We start from the raw sequence: 18,230 nt of genomic DNA, 5'->3' as shown, positions 1-18,230 counted from the left end.
CCGTCAGTCGCGGTGGCACGGGCCGTTCGTCACGACTCGGCGAGCGTCAGGGGGCAGCGCGTCAGTCGTTGGCGAGGTAGGTGCGCCAGCCGCCGAAGCGGGTGATGTCCTCCGCACCCTCGAGCGCGATCGGCTCGACGAGGAAGCCGCTCACCAGCGAGCCGTCGGCGAGCGACACGGAGCCGATCGCCATCGGATGGGGCAGCGCGGCGACGAAGGAGCCGAACGCCGCGTCGGTCAGCCGCCACACCTCGACCTCGAGCGCGGCGCCGCCCGACGCGACGCGCACGACTCCGGGCTTGGGCGGCACGGTGCCGAGCGCGAAGAGCCGGTAGTCGGCGCTCGTGGTCGTCGTCTCGACGAGCTCCGCGTCGCGGTCGGTCAGCTGGTGGTTGAGCGGCTGGCCGCTCAGGTGGGCGCCGGCGACGGCGAGGAGGACGGTGCTCACGGGGTGCTCCAGATCAGGTCGGCGAGGTGGCGGTCGGAGAAGGCGGGGCCGATCAGCTGGACGCCGAACGGCAGGCCGTCGGCGACTCCCGCGGGGTAGGCGATCGCCGCGAGATCGAGGAGGTTCGCGAAGTTGGTGAACCGGCCCAGTCGCGAGTTCACGCCGATCGGATCCGCGGCGACGGCCGCGAGCGTCGGGTGCTCGGTGGTCGTCGGCAGCAGCAGTGCGTCGATCCGGTCGAAGACGAGAGCGGAGGCGACCCGCGCGCGGTCGAGTCGCCCCTGGTCCTGGAACAGCTTCCACGCCGGCAGCTCGCGCGAGCGCGAGACGATGCCCCCGACCGTGGGGTCGACCTCGTCGGGGTGCGCATCGACGAACTCGCCGACCGCCGCGTAGCGCTCGGCGACGAACGCGCCGTCGTAGAGCATCCGCGCGGTCTCGAGGAACACCTCGATGTCGATCTCGACGAGAGCGGCGCCGGTCGCGGCCCAGCGCGCCGCCTCCGCGTCGAACGCCTCCTGCCAGCCGGGAGCGAGGGCGCCGAGCTGCCCGGGCAGTGGCACGCCGATGCTGGGGCTCGACGCGAACGGAGCCGCGGAGCCGACCCGGCTGAGCGGATCGCGGGAGTCGGGCCCGGCCATCACGTCGAGTGCGCGCCGCGCCACGGAGGCGTCGGCCGCCATCACCGTGACCACGTCGAGGCTGCGGCAGGCCGGCACGACGCCGGCCGCGCTCACCCAGCCCTTCGTCGGCTTGAGCCCGACGAGCCCGTGGAACGCGGCGGGGACCCGGCCGGAGCCCGCGGTGTCGGTGCCGAGCGCGAAGTCGGCGGCACCCAGCGCGACAGCGACCGCCGAACCGCTGGAGGAGCCTCCGGAGATGCGCGTCTCGTCGACCGCGTGCCGCACCGCGCCGTAGGGGGAGCGGGTGCCGACGAGCCCCGTCGCGAACTGGTCGAGGTTGGTCGAGCCGAGCACGACGGCGCCGGCGGCGCGGAGGCGCCCGACGACGGTCGCGTCGGCCGCCGGCCGGTAGGCGAAGGCGGGGCAGGCGGCCGTGGTGTCGATCCCCGCGACGTCGATGTTGCCTTTCACGGCGAACAGCAGGCCGGCGAGCGGCAGCGACGGATCGACGGAGCGCAGCTCCGCGACCACGTCGCCCTGCGGCCGCAGAGAGATGAACGCCTCCGGGCGCGAGGCGAGCCGCTCGTAGCGTGCGGCGACGTGCGCCGCCGGGTCGTCGAATGCGGTCACGCCGCCTCCTCCTCGATCGTCTCGAGCACGACGAGCACGCTGCCCGCGGCCACTTGCTCGCCGACCGTCGCGACCACGGCGACCACGCGGCCGGCCGTGGGGGCGGCGACCGGCGCCTCCATCTTCATCGCCTCGAGGGCGACCAGGGTCTGCCCGGCGGCGACCACGTCGCCCGGGGCGACGTCGAGCCGGAACACGGTCGCGACGAACGGCGCCTCGACACCCTCGCAGCCCGCGGGGATCTCGACGGCGCCCGACGCGGGCGGCGCGGGCACCACCTCCTCGCGGTCGAACTCGCCCGAGGCCACCCACGCGTCGCGTTCGGCGCCGAACGCGGTCGCCTGCGAGGCGCGGAACTCGGCGATGCCCTCCGCGTTCTCGGCGAGGAACTCCTGGTACTCGGCGAGGCCGAAGGTCCCCTCCTCGATGTGCAGCGGCAGTCGCCCCGCGGCCATCGATGCGCGCAACTCCAGCAGCTCCTCGGGCTCCACGGGGTACCAGCGGATGCGGTCGAAGAACCGCAGCAGCCACGGCACTCCGGCCTCGAAGGCTCCGGCCTGGTGGTGCGTCGACCAGATCGGCACGGTGCGTCCGACGAACTGGTAGCCGCCGGGCCCCTCCATCCCGTAGATGCAGAGGTAGGCGCCGCCGATGCCGACCGCGTTCTGCGGGGTCCAGGTGCGCGCCGGGTTGTACTTGGTGGTGACGAGCCGGTGCCGGGGGTCGAGCGGAGTCGCGACCGGCGCGCCGAGGTAGACGTCGCCCAGTCCGAGCACGAGGTACTCGGCCTCGAAGACGGTGCGGTAGACGTCGTCGACGCTCTCGAGGCCGTTGATGCGGCGGATGAACTCGATGTTCCACGGGCACCAGGGCGCGTCGTCGCGGACGCCCGCCATGTAGCGGCGGATCGCCTCGCGGGTCGACGGGTCGTCCCACGCGAGGGGGAGGTGCACGGTGCGGCTCGGGACCCGCAGGTCGGCGGTCGCGGGGAGCAGCGCCTCCGCCGCGAGCACGGCCTCGGCGACCACGGCGGTCGACGTGGTGCGCGGGTCGAAGTGCACCTGCAGCGAGCGGATGCCGGGGGTCAGCTCGATCACGCCCGGCAGGGCGGCGCGCTCGAGCGTCTCGGCGATCGCGTGCACCCGCATCCGGGAGGCGATGTCGAGGCTCATCTCGCCGATCTCGACGAGGAGGTTCGCGTCGCCGGTGCGGCGCAGCACCAGCGAGGGGTCGCCGTCGTGCGCGGGGCGGCGGTGCAGCACGCCCTCGTCGGCGACGGGTGCCCGGCCGGCGGCCGGCTCGTCGAGCGGAGCGTCGAGGAGGCGCGTCGCCTGCGTCGCGGTGACCGGCACGAAGCGCACGGTGTCGCCGGGGCGGAGCTGCCCGAGCCGCCACAGGTGGCCGGTCGCGACGCTCGCGGGGCAGGTGAAGCCTCCGAGGCTCGGGCCGTCGGGGCCGAGCAGGATCGGCAGGTCGCCCGTGTAGTCGACCGCGCCGACGGCGTAGGGGGTGTCGTGGATGTTGGAGGGGTGCAGCCCCGCCTCGCCGCCGTCGGGGCGCGCCCAGCGCGGCTTCGGGCCGACGAGGCGGACGCCGGTGCGGGCGGAGTTGAAGTGCACGTCCCAGGAGGTCTCGTAGAACACGTCCATGTCCTCGGGCGTGAAGAACTCCGGAGCGGCGTGCGGACCCTCGAGCGCGGCGAGCGTCCACGCGGTCGGGAACTCGGGGCGCTCGGCGACCGGCACGGCGGAGACCGCGTGAGGCGCCTCGGGCGTCGTGATGCCGAGCACGTCGCCCGGTGCGAGCGCGCGACCCGCGTGGCCGCCGATCGCGCCGAGGTCGAACGTGCTCGCCGAGCCGAGGACGAGCGGCAGATCGAGGCCGCCCTCGACCAGGAGGTACATCCGCATGCCGCGCTCGGCCGTCCCGACGGCGAGGACCCCGCCCGCGGGGACGGTGATCGGCTCCCACTGCGCGATCGGCGCGCCGTCGAGGGTGGCGGGCGCGGGGGCGCCGGTGAGCACGACGCGGGTGGTGGAGTGGAAGCGGAGGGTGGGCCCGCTCATCGTGATCTCGAGTCCGGGCGCGTTCTCGGGGTTGCCGAGCGCGGTGTTGCCGAGCCGGAACGACAGCGGATCCATCGGCCCCGACGGCGGGATGCCGACCGGCCAGTAGCCGAGGCGGCCGGGCAGGTCCTGCACGGTGGTGAGCATGCCGCCCTTGAGCACCTCGAGGCGCGCAGTCGCGTCGCGGATGCCGTCGAGCGTCGCGGTCGAGTGCTCGGCGGCGAGCACCGACGGCTCGGCGGCGATGGCGCGGAGGAGCCCCACGTTCGTCGCGATGCCGTCGACGCGGGTGCCCGCGAGCGCGTCGCCGAGGGCGGCCCACGCGGCGGTGCGGTCCTCGCCGGTCACGATCACCTTCGCGAGCAGCGGATCGTAGGCGGTCGACACCTCCGATCCGGCGCGGATCCAGCCGTCGACGCGGACGCCCTCGGGGAAGAGCGCCTGCGTGATCGTGCCCGAGCTCGGCGCGTTGCCCAGGTCGGGGTTCTCGGCGTAGACGCGGGCCTCGACGGCCGCGCCGCGCGGCTCCGGGATCTCGTGGAGGAAGGCGGACTCGCCCTGCGCGAGGCGCAGCATCCACTCGACCAGGTCGATGCCGTAGCGCGACTCCGTCACCGGGTGCTCGACCTGGAGGCGCGTGTTCACCTCGAGGAAGGCCGCCTCCTGCCGCACCGGGTCGTAGATGTACTCGACGGTGCCCGCGCTGCGGTAGCCCGCCTCCGCGCACAGCCGGCGCGACGCCTCCGCGATCGTGTCCCTGACGTGGTCGGGCAGATCGGGCGCCGGGCTCTCCTCGACCACCTTCTGGTTGCGGCGCTGGAGGGAGCAGTCGCGGTCGCCGAGCGACACGACGCGGCCCTCGCCGTCGCCGAACACCTGTACCTCGACGTGGCGGGCCCGCTCGACCAGGCGCTCGAGGAACACGCCCGCGGAGGAGAAGCCCGCCTCGGCGAGACGGCGCACCTCGCGCCACGCGGTGCGCAGCTCGGCCTCGTCGCGGCAGGCGCGCATGCCGATGCCGCCGCCTCCCGCCGTCGCCTTGAGCATCACGGGGTAGCCGATGCGCGCGGCCTCGCGGGCGGCGTGATCGGCGTCGTCGAGGAGGCCGGTACCGGCGAGCAGGGGGACGCCCGCCCGCTCGGCGGCGTCACGGGCGGTGTGCTTGGCGCCGAAGACCTCGAGCTGCTCGGGGGTCGGTCCGACGAAGACGATGCCCGCCGCCTCGCAGGCGCGCGCGAACTCGGCGTTCTCGCTGAGGAAGCCGTAGCCGGGGTGGATCGCGCCGGCGCCGGTCGCTCGAGCCGCCTCGAGGATCGCGTCGATGCGGAGGTAGCTCTCGGCCGCGGGGGCCGGGCCGATCCTGACCGCCTCGTCGGCGAGGGCGACGTGGGCGGCTCCGAGGTCGGCGTCGGAGTGGACCGCGACGGTGCGCAGGCCCATGGCCTTCGCGGTGCGGAGGATGCGGACGGCGATCTCGCCGCGGTTGGCGACGAGGAGGGTGTCGAAGGTCATGCGGTGGCGGCGGCCTTGGTCTCGGTGGCGGCGGTCCCTGCGGCGCTGTGGACGATCATCTCGGCGCGGCTCGGGTCGAAGCCGTTGCACGGGTTGTTGATCTGCGGGCAGTTCGAGACGACCACGAGGGTGTCGCGCTCGGCACGCAGGCTGACGCTGAGCCCGGGAGCGGAGATGCCGTCGACGATCCCGAGCGCGCCGTCGGGATCGACCGGCACGTTCATGAACCAGTTCACGTTCGAGACCTGGTCGCGCTTGCCCATCCCGTAGCGCGACAGCTCGGCGACGAAGTTCTCGGCGCAGGCGTGCTGGGCATAGGTGTGGAAGCCGTAGCGGAGGGTGTTGCTCTCTTTCGAGCAGGCGCCGCCGAGGGTGTCGTGGCGCTCGACATCGGTCGCGATCACGGTCAGCAGCGGCCGGTGCTCGGCGTCGCGCAGCACCGAGCCGGTGACGAGGTAGACGCTCGCCTGGGCCTGGAGGGTGGCGGCGGCCGAGTAGGCGGTGAGGTCCTCGGCGTCGTAGGCGAGGAAGTCGACGGCCTGGTTGCCGTCGACGTCGACGATGGTCAGGGTCTCGCCCCGCTTGAGGATCCGCGACCAGGGGGCGCGGGCGGCGACGGTCTCGCGGTGGATCTCGGTGCTCATGCTCATCAGTGGCCCCTCGCCTGCAGGTAGTCGTCGGTGTTGAGGTAGGCGCGGCGGCCCTCGGGAGTCGCGGTGCGCTCCTCCGGGGTCGCGGGCTCGCCGGCCCAGGCCAGCACGTCGACGGGACCGACGGTGAAGGCGGGTCGCGGGTCGAGCGGATGCGCGGTGTTCGCGAGCAGCACGACCGCCGGCATCTCGAGGCGCAGAGTCACCGACCGGCCGGGGCCGGCGCTGCCGAGCCACTCCGGACTGCCGTCCTCGCGGATCCGCACGCCCTGGAAGTACGAGACGCTCGGCGGCAGGTCGCGCCGGGTGAGCCTGTGCTTCGCGGCTCCGAGCAGCAGCAGCTCACGGCCGGCGGGCGAGGGGCCCTGGGGGGAGCCGTCGCCGTAGCGCTCGACGTTGCGGGCGAGCGCGGTGGTGCCGTAGATCGTGTCGTGGTGCCCTGACCCGTCGGCGACGACGCTGGCGAGCACGCGACCCTGGTCGCTGAGCAGCAGCTGACCGGTGCCGGCGTAGACCTGCCACTGCACCTTCACGGTGTCGGCGACGTTGAGGCGCTCATGCGGCTCGAGGGCGTTGTAGAGCAGGAGCGACACGCAGGCGTCGCCGGTCACATCGGTCAGGCGCAGGTGCGTGCCGCGGGCGAGGACCCTGTGGCCGTAGCCGCCGCCGGCGATCCGCTCGGACCAGCGGAGGCGATCGGGCTCGACCGGAGGGTCGGGGTGCAGGCTCGCGGGGACGAGCGGACCGGACTCGGCGGCGGTCCCCTCCTGAGCGCGGGCGTGCTCGCGGGCGCCCGCCGTGGTCGAGGTGGTCGATGCGGTCATGCGCTGCGCTCTCTGTTCCGGTGCCGCCGGGGTCCGGGGCTTTCTATCACTCGACAGGAAGTCAACCGCGCCGTCGTGACGCGGGCGTGACCCCGGTGTTGCGATCGTGTTTCGTCGCGCGGCCGGCACCCCGAGAGTCCAAGAGTTGTCGCACTCGGCGCCCACTGCGACAACTTCTGGACTCTCGACCGCCTGGCCGCGATGCGCAGGAGTCGCGCGGTGCCGTGCGCGCCAGTGTCCAAGAGTTGTCGCACTCGGCGCCCAGTGCGACAACTTTCGGACTCTCGTCCGCGTCGCCATGTGTCCGACGTCGGGGATCCGCGGCAGGCGAGCCCGAGTGTCCACGAGTTGTCGCACTCGGCGCTCGAGTACGACGACTTCTGCGTTCTCGGAGCTCGAGTGGCCTCGCGACGAGCGGGATCGCGCGCCGCTGCTACGGTCGAGCGCATGTCGAGCGCACCCACCGGACGGCCGCGCGCCTCCGGAGCGTCGCTCACCGGCCGCGGCACGCGGGCCGACATCCTCGCCGCGAGCGCCGAACTGTTCTGCACGGAGGGGTTCGGCAGCACGAGCACGCACGCGATCGCGGCCGCGGCGGGCATCCGCCAGGCCTCGCTCTACCACCACTTCGGAGGCAAGCACGCGGTGCTGCTCGAGCTGCTGCTCGGGACGGTGCAGCCGTCTCTCGATGCCGCGGCGGTCCTCCTCACCCGGGAGGAGCCTCCGGCCGCGCGCCTCTGGGCGCTCTGCATCTCGGACGTGCGCCTGCTCGCCGCGGGCGAGCACAACATCGGCGCGCTCTACCTGCTGCCCGAGCTCGGCGACGAGCGCTTCGCCGAGTTCCGCGAGCGCCGCTCCGAGCTCGAGACCGCCTACCGCACGCTCGTCGCGGCCTGCGGAGTCGCCGACGCCGGGACCGGAGCCTCGCTCGTGCTCGCGCTCGTCGAGAACGTGATCCTCCAGCGCCGTCGGCAGCCCGTCGTGCCCGACGCCTACGCCGAGGCGGTGGCGCTCGCCGCCCTGCGGGTGCTCGACCTCGACCGCGCCGCCGTCGCCGAGGCGCTCGCCGTCGGCCCGGGCCTGCTGCCGCACCTCCGCTGACGCGCGTCGCGCCGCCCTCGCCCCGCCACCCTCCAAGGGTTGTCGTACTCGAGTGCCCAGTACGACAACTTCTGGAGTCTCGGGCCGCACGCTCCTGTCGCTGCAGGCGCGCGGCATCGCATGGGCGCGGCGAGTGTCTAGAAGTTGTCGCACTCGCGTGCCGACTACGACAACTTCTGGAGTCTTGAGCCGCGGGCTCTCGTCGCTGCGGGCGCGCGGCACCGCACGGGCGCGGCGAGTGTCCAGAAGTTGTCGTACTCGACCACCCAGTACGACAACTTCTGGAGTCTCGGGCCGCGCGCACTCGCCGCTGCGGGCGCGCGGCACGGCGGGGGAGTCGCGAGTGTCCAGGAGTTGTCGTACTCGACCACCCAGTACGACAACTTCTGGAGGCTCGGGACGGGCACCCGCAGCGGGCGCGCGCGACGGAGTTAACACGTTCGTTGCACGCCCGAAAAACTCCACGCCCGAGCGCGCGGCAGGATCCGTGTCTATCAACCGATAGAAACACCCCGCCGCACCACTCAGCAGCTCGGAGCACGCATGATCATCCTCGGAGTGGGGATCACCGTCCTGGTGGTCCTCGCCGTCGGCATCGCGGTCGCCCGCAAGATCGACGGAGACAGCGCCAACTACCTCGTCGCCGGGCGCCGCCTCGGCATCCCGCTCGTGGCCGTCTCGCTCACCGCGGCGGCCGTCGACTCCAACGCGACCGTCGGCAACACCGACCTCACCTCGCAGTTCGGCTTCTGGGCGGGCGCGTCGCTCGCGATCGGCCTCGCCGTCTGCCTGCTGATCACGGGGCTCTTCCTCGCCAAGCCGATGAACGCCATGAAGCTCTTCACGCTCGCCGACTTCTTCCGGATGCGCTACAACCGCGCCACCGAGATCGTCGCGTCGGTGATCATGGTGCTGTCGTTCACGATCCTGCTGGCGGGCAACCTCGTCGCCTGCGGCTTCCTCCTCGAGCGCTTCGCCGGCATCCCCTACGCGTGGGGCGTGATCCTCTCGGTCGCCCTCGTGCTCAGCTACACGATCGCCGGCGGTCTCTTCTCCGACGCCTACACGGCCGCCATCCAGACGGTCATCACCGTGGTCGCCTCGATCTCGCTGCTCGTCTGGGTGGCGCTCGCCTACGGAATCGTGATCCCGGAGGGGATGGGCCCGTTCGACTTCGAGCAGCTCACCGACCCCGCGATGGGCGCCCCCGTCAACTGGGCGACCCTCGTCGCGCTCGGCATCGGCGACCTGGTCGCGATCGACTTCATGCAGCGCATCTTCGGTGCGAAGTCTCCGGAGGTGGCGCGTCGCGCCTGCTACGCGGCCGCCGTCGGCACCGCGGCGATCGGCTCGATCTTCGCGATCGTGGCTCTGACCGCGACCGCCGTCCTCGGCATCACGACCGCCGACGGGCCCGTGCTGTTCACGCTGCTCGATGACTACGCACCGCCGCTCATCGCCATCCTGGTGCTCTCGGGAGTCGTCGCCGCGTCGTTCTCGACGGCCTCCGGCGCCATCCTCGCCACCTCGGCGATCGTGGTGCGCAACGTGCTCTCGGTCCGCCGGCACACCGGCTCCGGGTCCGACCCGCTGCTGAAGTGGACCCGCGTCGCGATGGTCCCGATCGTGGTGCTCGGCTCGTTCCTCGCGATCCGCGTGAGCCAGACGGGCATCCTGCTGACGCTCGCGTTCGACCTCATGCTCGCCTGCCTCGCGGCGCCGTTCCTCTTCGGCATCTTCTGGAAGCGCCCGGGAGTCGCGGCGGCGCTCGTCTCGGCGGCCGTCGGCTTCGCGGTGCGCATGGTGTTCCTCGCGCTCACCCCGACCCTCTACGGCGTCCCCAACGACATCTTCTACATCCCTAACGACCTGATCGGAGCCGGTTTCGACGGCTACGCGACCCTCGTCGCCGCGGTGATCGGGTTCGCCACGTACGTCGTGGTCGGGCTGCTCGTCCCGCGCTCGTCGCGCGAGCTCGACGGCGAGCGGACGGTGCGCAGCGAGCTCGATCGCGAGCAGGAGGGCGTGCTCGCGGGCGTGTGACTCGCGCCGCCGCTGTCCTGAGGATTCGGGCGGCGGCGGCGCGGCCGGACCACCTCCGGCTCGTCGACTCGCGTTCGGCTCGCGGAATCCGTCGACTCCTGCGAGCCGATCACGGTCCTGCGAGCCGGAGGTGCCCCGGAGTCGGGCGCACCGGCCGGGCATCCCCGCACGGCTCACGCCGCCGGCAGCGGAAGCAGCACGGTCGGCGCCGGAGCCGCCTCGCGGCCCTCGAACGCGACCGGCTGGCAGACCATCAGGTAGTCGCCCGGCTCGACCTGCGAGAGGTCGGCGTTCTCGAGGATGACGACTCCCGCGCCGCAGAGGATCACGTGGGTGGGCCACTCCTCGGTGTGCGCCGGCGCCTCCATCGTCATGTAGTCGAGACCGGCGAAGAGCACGCCGCGGTCGACCAGCCACTGCGCGCCGCTCGGCGCGAGGCCCACCCACGTCTCGGACTTGACCGGGCGGGTGAGCGCGTCGGTCGAGTTGCGGGTGCGGAACAGCACACGCACGGCACCGAGAGCTCCTGCCGCTTCGAGATCATCGGCCGTGATCTCCTCGGCGACGTGCCGCAGATCGAGCACGCGGACCGGCCCGACCACGCTCTCGAGAGCGATCTCGTCGACTGTCGCGGCTCCGGGCACGAAGTGCGAGGGCGCGTCGACGTGGGTGCCGGTGTGCGCCCCGATCAGCCAGCGCGAGACGTCGGAGGGATAGCCGTCGACGATCTGCTCGACCATCTCGTAGGTCGGTCGTCGGCCCCAGTGGAGCATCTCCGTGGTGATCGGGATGTTGATCGGGATGGCGCCGGTCATGGAAGCCTCGCTCGCCTAGATTGGATTCTTATCGTCCTCGATTGTATCCAATGATGACCCACTCGCAAGGAGTCCCGTGACCTCCGCCACCACATGGACCGGCGTCCTCGACCTCGGCCGCCCCACGACGCTCGTCCCTCTCGTCCTCGGCTACGAACCGATCTCGGAGGCGATCTCGATGCGCGGAGGCGACCCGGCCCGGTTCCTCCTCGAGCCGGTCACAGGCGCGGCGATCGCCTTCGCCGACTCCTGGGTGCTCATCGACGGAGGATTCCACCTCGACCGGGTGCGCGACCCCGAGCAGCGCGCTGCCCACTACGACTACGAGAGCTACACCGCCGTGGTGCCGCCCGGCGACGCGCTCGCCGAGGCGATCGACGCGGCAGGACTGCGCTGGAGCGATCTGGCCCTGGTCGCCCTCTCGCATCTCCATCTCGACCACACGGGAGGCCTGCGGCTCGTTCCGCCCGGCACGCCCGTCGCTCTGCAGCGCCGCGAGTGGCAGTGGCTCGGCGAGGGCCTGGGGAGGCGCGAGACGGTGGTTCCGGGCGACCTGCTCGACGCCGACGTGCGGGTCCTGCTGCTCGACGGCGATACCGACCTCGCTCCCGGACTCACCGCCCTCGACACCCGCGGACACACTCCCGGGCACCAGTCGTTCCGCATCGACCTCGACGACCGCTCGATCGTCCTCGCCTGCGACGCCGCCGACCTGCGCCGCAACCTCGACGAGCGGGTGCCGTGCGGGTGGACCGCGAAGCCGGCGGACGCGGAGGCGGCGCAGCGCTCGATCGACCGCCTCGCCTCCCTCGCCGACGAGCCGGGGATCGAGGTCTGGCCGGGGCACGATCCCGACTGGGACCCCTGGCGCCGCTGAGTGGTCCGGACAGGGAGCTCGAGCCGGATCCGCGCGCCGTCACCGCGTCGATCGAACCGCGCTGTTCGGTGCGGCCGCGGCTCCGAGCGGTGACCCCGACCCCGCCTCGTCCGGGTGCTCCTCGGTCGCACGGAGGGCGGCCCTCATCGTGTCCGCATCCCTGAACCCGGCGAGGCGTGCGGCCTCGGTGGCCCAGAACGCCGGGCGGTCGGCATGGGCCTGCAGGTAGTCCCGGGCGAGAGCTGCGCGGTGCGCTCGGAGCTGAGCCCGCGCCGTCGTCTGGTGCGCGGCGAACACGGTGCGGAGGTAGGGCTGCGACACGTTCATCTCGTCGGCGAGACGCGCGACCGAGAAGGAGGGGTCGGCGGCTTCGCGGGCGATGACATCGAGTGCGCTGTCGTAGATGTCGCGCTGGCGCGGGGTTCGCTCCTGCGCCGGGCGGCCGACGACCGCAGCGAGGGCGCCGGCGACCAGATTGCCCAGCGCCATCCTCATCGCCGGGAAGCCGACGTCGTGCGGCTCGACCCCGACGTTCAGAGCGCTGTTGACGGCGGCGATGAGCACGGAGCCGAGCGGCGCACGGGAGGCGTCGAGGACCGGTCGTCGCTCGAGCGCGTCGAGAACGCCAGGAGGCAGGGCGACCGGTGATGCCTCGATCTCCATCCGGGCGACCGAGGAGTCGCTGGTGACGGCGAGCCGCGCGCCGGCGGGGACGTAGGCGATCCAGCCGACGCGGAGGAGGTGCGGCGTCGTGTCGATCTCGAGAGAGGACTCGCCCTCGAGTTGGAGCAGGAGGAGGGGCTGCACGAGCTCGCCGCGTGAGACCATCCGGCCGGCGGAATGCCAGACGCGCGCGATCCGGAAGCGCGGCGCGGTCATCGCGTCCGCCACGACGCGGACCTGCCCGCGCTCGACGTCGAAGCCGACGTCGCGGAACCACTCGTGCGCGGAGGAGCCCTCGCGAGCGATGTTGCGGTGCAGCGCGGAGGCGTCGTCGGGCTCGTCTCTCCGGGGTCGCGGGGCAGCTGTGAGTGCGTTGCGTCGTCCCGCCGACTGCGGCTCTCGTCGTCTCACGGGGACACTCTCGCAGCGGGAGCCTCCGTTCGGGGCGATTCCCGGTCGAACGATGCAGATGGCACCCCGTCACCGCTGCAATGGGCCCCGATCCCGACCGCGGCGGCTCTGTGACGGAGAGCCTCTCTCTCGTTCCGATCCCACGACCAGAAGGACGAGTCAGCATGACGAACCCGAACAGAGCCGCCGGCGACCAGTACTCCGACATCGACTGGGTCGCTCGCGACGCCGACGGCAGCATCAAGCGCCGCACCATCGTGCAGGGGGGCGCCTGGAGCATCCCGGTCGTCGCGGTCGCCGTCGCGGCGCCGCTCGCGGCCGCGTCCACTCAGCCGACCGACAACGTCCTCGTGTTCGACGAGAACCTCTACACCCCTGACAGCGACTGCGCGCTCAACGGCGTCACGACGACACTGACCGACGCCGACGGTGCCCCCATCGCGGGCGAGCTCGTCACCGTCACACTGCCCGCCGGCTACACCTTCGCGGACGGCAGCTCGACGAGGACCCTCCCGACCGACGCGGCCGGGCAGGTGGCCTGGCCCGAGATCACGGCGCAGCCCGGAGCGGGGACGTTCACGATGACCGCGACGACCGACACGGCTCCGGCGACGACGGCCGACATCGTCATCGTCGACGAGACGACCGCGTTCGAGTACAACGCCTCGACGAGGAAGACGGTCGTCCTCGGCTCGGTCCCAGCCGGGGCGACTCCTCTCGGTGCCGGGTACTTCCAGACCGCGAACGGGGACATCTACAAGGGGAACGACCCGACGCCGGTCATCACGGGCGCGGGCGCGGCGAAGGGGTACGCGGGCGCGTCCGCCTACTTCCTCGAGTACACGAAGGACGGTGTCGCGCACACGTACCGGACGAGCAACGGAGCCATCGCCGACTACGCGCACATCCCGGGCGATGCGGTGCCGGTCGGCGGCGGCTTCTTCCTCCGCCCGAACGGCGAGCTGTACCAGTGGAACCAGACCTCCGGTCCGATCGCCACGGGGGTCACCTCGGCATCGGGGTACGCCGGCACCGGCGGGACGTACTGGGTCGACTTCGTCGACGCCAGCGGCGGGCACAGTGCGAACGCCACGAACGGGACGATCACGGACTTCAACCAGGTGGGCGCGGGGGCGACGGCGGTCGGGGGCGGCTTCTTCCTCGGTGCGAACGGCGTTCTCCGCTACCGCAACACCCTGATCTCGAACAACGTGGAGTCGGCCGCCGGCTACCCGTCGAACAAGGAGGGCGGGGACTACTGGGTCGACTACGTCCTGACCAACGGGAACGCCTGGGAGAGCACGTCGGCGGGCACCGACTACCGGAAGGCGAACATCCCGGCGAACGCGACTCCCGTCGGCGGCGGCTACTGGCTCGCCGGCACCACGCTCTACTCGTGGGCGGGGAACGGCACTCGCGTGCCCGGCGGTTCGAACGTCGCCGCCGCGGTCGGCTACGAGTCGATCCTGGGGAGCGGCGGCTACTGGACCGACTTCGTCGTGAACCCCTCGGGCTGCCTCGTCTGATCCCAGAAGCCGGAGAAGGGGCGGGTGCCGATGACGCACCCGCCCCTTCTCCGGCTCCGGCACGGTTCACCCGAGTCCAGTGCCGCGCCGGCACCTCCCCGTCGCTCCGATCGATCGGTCACGAACGGTCGCTCCGAAGCGCTTCGCAAGGCCGTCCGTGACGGATCGACCGCTCCTGGTCCTCGTCAGGACTCCGCGCGCCCCGAGTCCTCGATGAGCCGCGCCGTCACGTGCACCGAGAAGGGGCCCGACAGCTCCGCCGTCAGCACGTCGCGCAGCAGCTCCCCGACCGTCCGGAGGGTGTCCGGAGCGGGGAGAGCGGCGAGCGCGGCGATGTGAGCGGTCACGGTCGTGAAACCGTCGGAGTGGTCGATGTCGACCAGCACGTCGGGCTGCCGCAACGCGAGCCTCACCGCCAGCGCGTCGGCGGCCGCCTCGAGGATCGGCTGCGCCGGGTAGACGCCCGCGACGCCCTCGGTGTCGCGGATCGCCGCGGTGAGGCGACGCGAGAGCTCGGTGTCGTCGGTCACGGCCGCGCCTCCTGCCGGGGGTAGACGTCGTCGACGGTCACGTCGATCGCGCCGACCACGAGCTCGGTGTGCCGCTCGAGGGCGTAGCGGATGCGGTCGCGGAGTCGATCGGAGACGTCGTCGACCGAGCGGCCGAACTCGACGGCGCAGGTCACGTCGACGCGGATCGTCGCTCCCGGAGTCGCGACGTCGCCGTCGAGCGTGCAGCGGCCCATGATCACCCCGCCCATGGTGTCGCCGGCGCGGCGGATCATGCCGCGGACAGCCGCCTCCGTGAGCGCGAGGCGGAGGCTCGGGTCGGGGTGGGCGACCGGCACGTCGCGGCCCGAGCGCACCTCCGAGCGGATGGCGTCGAGCAGTCCCGCGATCCACGCGTTGTCGCGGTCGGGCTCGCGGTCGGCCTCGCGGCGCAGCGCCTGGGCCGAGAGCTCGGTCAGGCGGGTGAGGTTGGCGAGGGCGAGGCGGCTCGCGGCCGAGTTCTCGATCGACGGATCGAACGGCTGCCGTCCGCGGTCGAGGTAGTCGCTCAGCTCGTCGAGCGTGTGGCCGTCGACGTCGTCGGGCGCGGGGTCGGTCGCGCTCTCGGACGCGGTCGCGCCCGCCGGCACGGCCGCGCCGTCGGGCAGGTCGTCGTCGTCGGGTGTCATCGCCATGCCTCCAGTTCGTGGAGCAGGAATCGTCGCGCCCGCGCGAGGAGTCCGCGGACGGTCGAGACGGGCAGGTCGAGAGCGTCGGCGATCTCGTCGTAGCTGTAGCCGGCGGTCACGCGGAGGAGCCAACAGCGTCGCTGATCGGCGGGCAATCGGTCCAGCGCTTCCCAGACGGCGTCGAGCTGGAGTCGCGCCTCGACGATGCGCTCGGGAGAGTTCTCGGCGGGAGCGGGCGGATCCCAGTCGTCGATGTCGTCGTGGCGGCGGCGCACGCGGATCCGGTCGATCGCCTTGTTCGACACGATGCGCATCAGCCAGCTGCGGATGTGGGCCGGGCTGTCGAGGTCGGCGAGGCGGCGCCAGCCGGTGAGGAACGCCTCCTGCACGACGTCGTCCGACTCGGCCGTCGAGCCGAGCAGCTTCGCCGCGTAGACCCGCATCAGCGAGCCGTGGCGGCGGGCGAGCTGCTCGAACGCCTCGACGTCACCGTCGACGGCGCGCGCGGCGAGGGTCGCATCGGAGGCGCTCAGGAGCGGGTCGTCGTCGATGGTCGCCTCCTGCCGCCTGCCGTCCGTCGATCCGCGCCGTCGGGGGGAGAGCGCGTGCGTCGCTCCGAATGCCTACCAGCCTCGACGACGCCCGCCGAATCGGATGGCCGGAATGCGAGCGCGTCGCCCCTTCGAGGCACACCACGTCACCCGACCGAGGGGCGCGGCGGAGGCGATTCCGTGACGAATCCGCCTCCGGACTCGTCTGATCTGTATCCGTCCTCTGCGCGACCCCGTCCGGGGTCCACCCGGAGGGCCACGACACGAGAGAAGACCGGCCATGCACTCCTTCCTCCTCCGACGGCTCGAGCAGTCGTCATGAGCGGGTCGACATTCACCACCGGGAGCCCGTTCGCACCGCACGGTCCCGCGGCCGAGGGCGCCGAGCGGCGCTTCGAGGCGTCCGGCGCGAGCCCCGACGAGGCCTCGGCCGTCTACTCCGACGCCTACGGCGGAGGCTCCTTCCGCGTGGCGCCCGCCGAGCGCGACTTCTCCTTCCGCTACGCCTACCGCGGGAGCGAGCGGGTGACGCTGCGCACCTCCGATTGCGCCGGCTCGCTGGCGGGCGAGGTGCCGCACCTGCGCGAGTACGTGGTGGGCTGGTTCCGCGCGGGCGGAGGCGTCCTCAACCTCCGGCCGTTCACCCGCACCGGCGCCTCCTCGGCCCCGTTCCTGTTCCCGGCCGAGCGGCAGTTCGCCCTCGACTTCCGGCCGCACCGGCAGAACCTGATCCACTTCGCGCCCGGATTCCTCGAGGACGTGGCGACGGAGTCGCACGCGGGCCCGCGCCGGCCCGTCTCGTTCGACCACGAGGCCGACCCCGACCCCGGCGTGCTCGCCCGGTGGCGGGCAGCGGTGTCGGAGGCGAGCGCCGCGCTCGCGACGGCCGCGATCGCGCCGCTCGTGCGCTTCACCGCCGAGCTCAACCTCGCCCGAGCCCTGCTGCTGCTGTTCCCGTGGCGGGCGTGGGACGTGCCGGCGGTGCTGCGCCGCCCCTCCGCCTCGCGCACCCGGGTCGCCCTCGACTTCCTCCAGCACCACGCGCACGAGCAGATCACGCCGGCCGACGCCGCTCGCGCCGCCGGGCTGCACACGCGCACTCTGCAGCAGGCCACTCAGCGCCACCTCGGAGTCTCGCCGTCGGTCTACCTCCGCGACGTGCGCCTCGACCGCGCGCACCGCGACCTCATCGCCGGCGATCCCTCCGCGACCACCGTCGCCGCCGTCGCGAGGGAGTGGGGCTTCGGCAATCTCGGCCGGTTCGCGAGCGTCTACCAGGCCCGGTTCGACGAGCTGCCCAGCCGCACTCTGCGGCGCTGATCGCGTCCGGCCGCTGCGCGAACGGCTCCGACGCGGTCCTGGCCGCCGAGCGCGTCGTTGTCCGGCGTTCTCTGCGGTTCCGCTGAGCCGGCAGGACGACCGGCTCGGTCGGCACGTCTTCATCGTGTGCCGCCGACGTGCGGCACCGCGGATCCCGCGCCCTCACCTCGAACCACGGAGAAGACCATGACGAACGTCACCCCCAGCACCCTCGCCACCGGCTCGGCCACCGAGCACGGCACCCCGGCCTCGACCGGCCGGAACACCATCGCCGACGGCGTCGTCGAGAAGGTCGCCGGCATCGCCGCCCGCGAGATCCCCGGCGTGCACGACCTGGGCGGAGGAGCGGCCCGCGCCATCGGCGCCATCCGCAACGCCATCAACGCGCAGGACCGCGGCCAGGGCATCTCGGTCGAGGTCGGCGAGAAGCAGGTCGCCGCTGACATCACGGTCGTCGCCGAGTACCCCGTCGCGCTGCAGCAGCTCGCCGACAGCATCCGCTCCTCCGTCTCCGAGGCCATCACCTCGGTCGTCGGCATGGAGGTCGCCGAGGTCAACGTGACCGTCTCCGACGTCTACATCCCCTCGGACGACAAGGACGAGGACACCGAGAGCCGCGTTCAGTGACCCCCTCCCGCACCGGACTGGTCCTCGGCGCCGTGTCGGTGTCGATCGGCCGCTGAGTGGCGAGAGTCATGGTCGCCCGCACCTCCGGACGCGTGCCGATGCCGCCGGCATCGCGGAGGCGGTCGACGCCGAGCTCGCGAGGTACGACCACAGCCCGCCCCGCGCGCCCGCGTGCGCCTGACCGAGATGCTGACGCGGCGGAGCGTCGACGCCGCCGTCCGCCGCTGGGACGCGCTCCTCGGCGAGGAGACCCCGGTCGTCGTCCAGATCGTCGCCGGACTGCGCACCAGGACGACCGGCGCCGCACGCGTCCAGTAGCGCCCGTCCCTCCCGTTCGGGAGGGGCGGAGAACACCCGCCCCGCGGG

18 protein-coding genes are annotated in these 18,230 nt (G+C 72.7%); 8 read left to right on the top strand and 10 right to left on the bottom strand.

Annotated elements, in window-relative coordinates:
* Positions 1 to 61 precede the first annotated feature (61 nt).
* Genes B9Y99_RS19290 through B9Y99_RS15415 form a run of 5 tightly spaced genes read right to left on the bottom strand, consistent with a single transcriptional unit; the run spans position 62 to position 6,753 of the window.
* Positions 62 to 448, bottom strand: coding sequence for an allophanate hydrolase-related protein (locus tag B9Y99_RS19290; protein WP_244274992.1), 387 nt, complete (start codon positions 446 to 448; stop codon positions 62 to 64).
* On the bottom strand, positions 445 to 1,701 hold the full coding sequence (gene atzF, locus B9Y99_RS15430; RefSeq protein WP_244274990.1) for an allophanate hydrolase: 1,257 nt from the start codon (positions 1,699 to 1,701) through the stop codon (positions 445 to 447). Before atzF ends, B9Y99_RS19290 begins: the two co-directional genes overlap by 4 nt.
* Positions 1,698 to 5,279: an urea carboxylase gene (gene uca / locus B9Y99_RS15425; RefSeq protein WP_085477528.1), complete on the bottom strand. Its 3,582-nt coding sequence runs from the start codon at positions 5,277 to 5,279 to the stop codon at positions 1,698 to 1,700. The genes atzF and uca overlap by 4 nt, the downstream gene beginning before the upstream one ends.
* Positions 5,276 to 5,929, bottom strand: a complete 654-nt coding sequence (locus B9Y99_RS15420) for an urea amidolyase associated protein UAAP2 (protein WP_208856990.1) — start codon at positions 5,927 to 5,929, stop codon at positions 5,276 to 5,278. The genes uca and B9Y99_RS15420 overlap by 4 nt, the downstream gene beginning before the upstream one ends.
* Positions 5,929 to 6,753 (bottom strand): urea amidolyase associated protein UAAP1, encoded by an 825-nt coding sequence (locus B9Y99_RS15415; RefSeq protein ID WP_085477527.1) that lies wholly within the window; start codon positions 6,751 to 6,753, stop codon positions 5,929 to 5,931. The genes B9Y99_RS15420 and B9Y99_RS15415 overlap by 1 nt, the downstream gene beginning before the upstream one ends.
* A 447-nt stretch (positions 6,754 to 7,200) precedes the next feature.
* On the opposite strand from B9Y99_RS15415, the gene B9Y99_RS15410 reads away from it, so the two are divergent.
* From B9Y99_RS15410 to B9Y99_RS15400, 3 genes are all read left to right on the top strand, one after another.
* Positions 7,201 to 7,854, top strand: coding sequence for a TetR/AcrR family transcriptional regulator (locus B9Y99_RS15410; RefSeq protein ID WP_085477526.1), 654 nt, complete (start codon positions 7,201 to 7,203; stop codon positions 7,852 to 7,854).
* Positions 7,855 to 7,998: 144 nt separating this feature from the next.
* Positions 7,999 to 8,289 carry a hypothetical protein gene (locus B9Y99_RS15405; protein ID WP_085477525.1) on the top strand — a complete coding sequence of 97 codons (291 nt, stop codon included), beginning with the start codon at positions 7,999 to 8,001 and terminating at the stop codon, positions 8,287 to 8,289.
* Positions 8,290 to 8,397: 108 nt separating this feature from the next.
* Positions 8,398 to 9,897, top strand: coding sequence for a high affinity choline transporter 1 (locus tag B9Y99_RS15400; RefSeq protein WP_085477524.1), 1,500 nt, complete (start codon positions 8,398 to 8,400; stop codon positions 9,895 to 9,897).
* A gap of 173 nt (positions 9,898 to 10,070) precedes the next feature.
* Here the strand turns inward: B9Y99_RS15400 and B9Y99_RS15395 are convergent, their stop codons facing one another.
* Positions 10,071 to 10,712 (bottom strand): cyclase family protein, encoded by a 642-nt coding sequence (locus B9Y99_RS15395; protein ID WP_085477523.1) that lies wholly within the window; start codon positions 10,710 to 10,712, stop codon positions 10,071 to 10,073.
* Positions 10,713 to 10,788: 76 nt separating this feature from the next.
* Here B9Y99_RS15395 and B9Y99_RS15390 point away from each other — a divergent pair, with 76 nt between their 5' ends.
* Positions 10,789 to 11,589: an N-acyl homoserine lactonase family protein gene (locus B9Y99_RS15390; RefSeq protein WP_085477522.1), complete on the top strand. Its 801-nt coding sequence runs from the start codon at positions 10,789 to 10,791 to the stop codon at positions 11,587 to 11,589.
* A gap of 39 nt (positions 11,590 to 11,628) precedes the next feature.
* Here the strand turns inward: B9Y99_RS15390 and B9Y99_RS15385 are convergent, their stop codons facing one another.
* Entirely contained in the window at positions 11,629 to 12,663 is a 1,035-nt protein-coding gene (locus B9Y99_RS15385) for a helix-turn-helix domain-containing protein (protein ID WP_085477521.1), read from the bottom strand.
* A 164-nt stretch (positions 12,664 to 12,827) separates the two neighbouring features.
* Here B9Y99_RS15385 and B9Y99_RS15380 point away from each other — a divergent pair, with 164 nt between their 5' ends.
* Positions 12,828 to 14,189 (top strand): hypothetical protein, encoded by a 1,362-nt coding sequence (locus B9Y99_RS15380; RefSeq protein ID WP_085477520.1) that lies wholly within the window; start codon positions 12,828 to 12,830, stop codon positions 14,187 to 14,189.
* A gap of 185 nt (positions 14,190 to 14,374) precedes the next feature.
* Here B9Y99_RS15380 and B9Y99_RS15375 read toward each other — a convergent pair whose 3' ends face one another.
* Genes B9Y99_RS15375 through B9Y99_RS15365 form a run of 3 tightly spaced genes read right to left on the bottom strand, consistent with a single transcriptional unit; the run spans position 14,375 to position 15,899 of the window.
* The gene (locus B9Y99_RS15375) at positions 14,375 to 14,719 is read right to left on the bottom strand and encodes a hypothetical protein (protein WP_085477519.1); all 345 of its coding nucleotides are present in this window, start codon (positions 14,717 to 14,719) and stop codon (positions 14,375 to 14,377) included.
* The gene (locus B9Y99_RS15370) at positions 14,716 to 15,366 is read right to left on the bottom strand and encodes an Asp23/Gls24 family envelope stress response protein (RefSeq protein ID WP_085477849.1); all 651 of its coding nucleotides are present in this window, start codon (positions 15,364 to 15,366) and stop codon (positions 14,716 to 14,718) included. The genes B9Y99_RS15375 and B9Y99_RS15370 overlap by 4 nt, the downstream gene beginning before the upstream one ends.
* Positions 15,363 to 15,899 (bottom strand): RNA polymerase sigma factor, encoded by a 537-nt coding sequence (locus B9Y99_RS15365; RefSeq protein ID WP_425298492.1) that lies wholly within the window; start codon positions 15,897 to 15,899, stop codon positions 15,363 to 15,365. Before B9Y99_RS15365 ends, B9Y99_RS15370 begins: the two co-directional genes overlap by 4 nt.
* A gap of 336 nt (positions 15,900 to 16,235) precedes the next feature.
* Here B9Y99_RS15365 and B9Y99_RS15360 point away from each other — a divergent pair, with 336 nt between their 5' ends.
* The 3 genes from B9Y99_RS15360 (at position 16,236) to B9Y99_RS19385 (ending at position 18,182) form a co-directional block, all read left to right on the top strand.
* Positions 16,236 to 17,237: an AraC family transcriptional regulator gene (locus B9Y99_RS15360; RefSeq protein ID WP_085477517.1), complete on the top strand. Its 1,002-nt coding sequence runs from the start codon at positions 16,236 to 16,238 to the stop codon at positions 17,235 to 17,237.
* A 186-nt stretch (positions 17,238 to 17,423) separates the two neighbouring features.
* Entirely contained in the window at positions 17,424 to 17,864 is a 441-nt protein-coding gene (locus B9Y99_RS15355) for an Asp23/Gls24 family envelope stress response protein (RefSeq protein ID WP_085477516.1), read from the top strand.
* Between the two features lie 186 nt (positions 17,865 to 18,050).
* Positions 18,051 to 18,182: a hypothetical protein gene (locus tag B9Y99_RS19385; RefSeq protein ID WP_280158621.1), complete on the top strand. Its 132-nt coding sequence runs from the start codon at positions 18,051 to 18,053 to the stop codon at positions 18,180 to 18,182.
* Positions 18,183 to 18,230: the final 48 nt, after the last annotated feature.

Source organism: Rathayibacter oskolensis (genome assembly GCF_900177245.1).
Lineage (GTDB): Bacteria > Actinomycetota > Actinomycetes > Actinomycetales > Microbacteriaceae > Rathayibacter > Rathayibacter oskolensis.
This window is presented reverse-complemented; position numbering and strand designations above follow the sequence as displayed.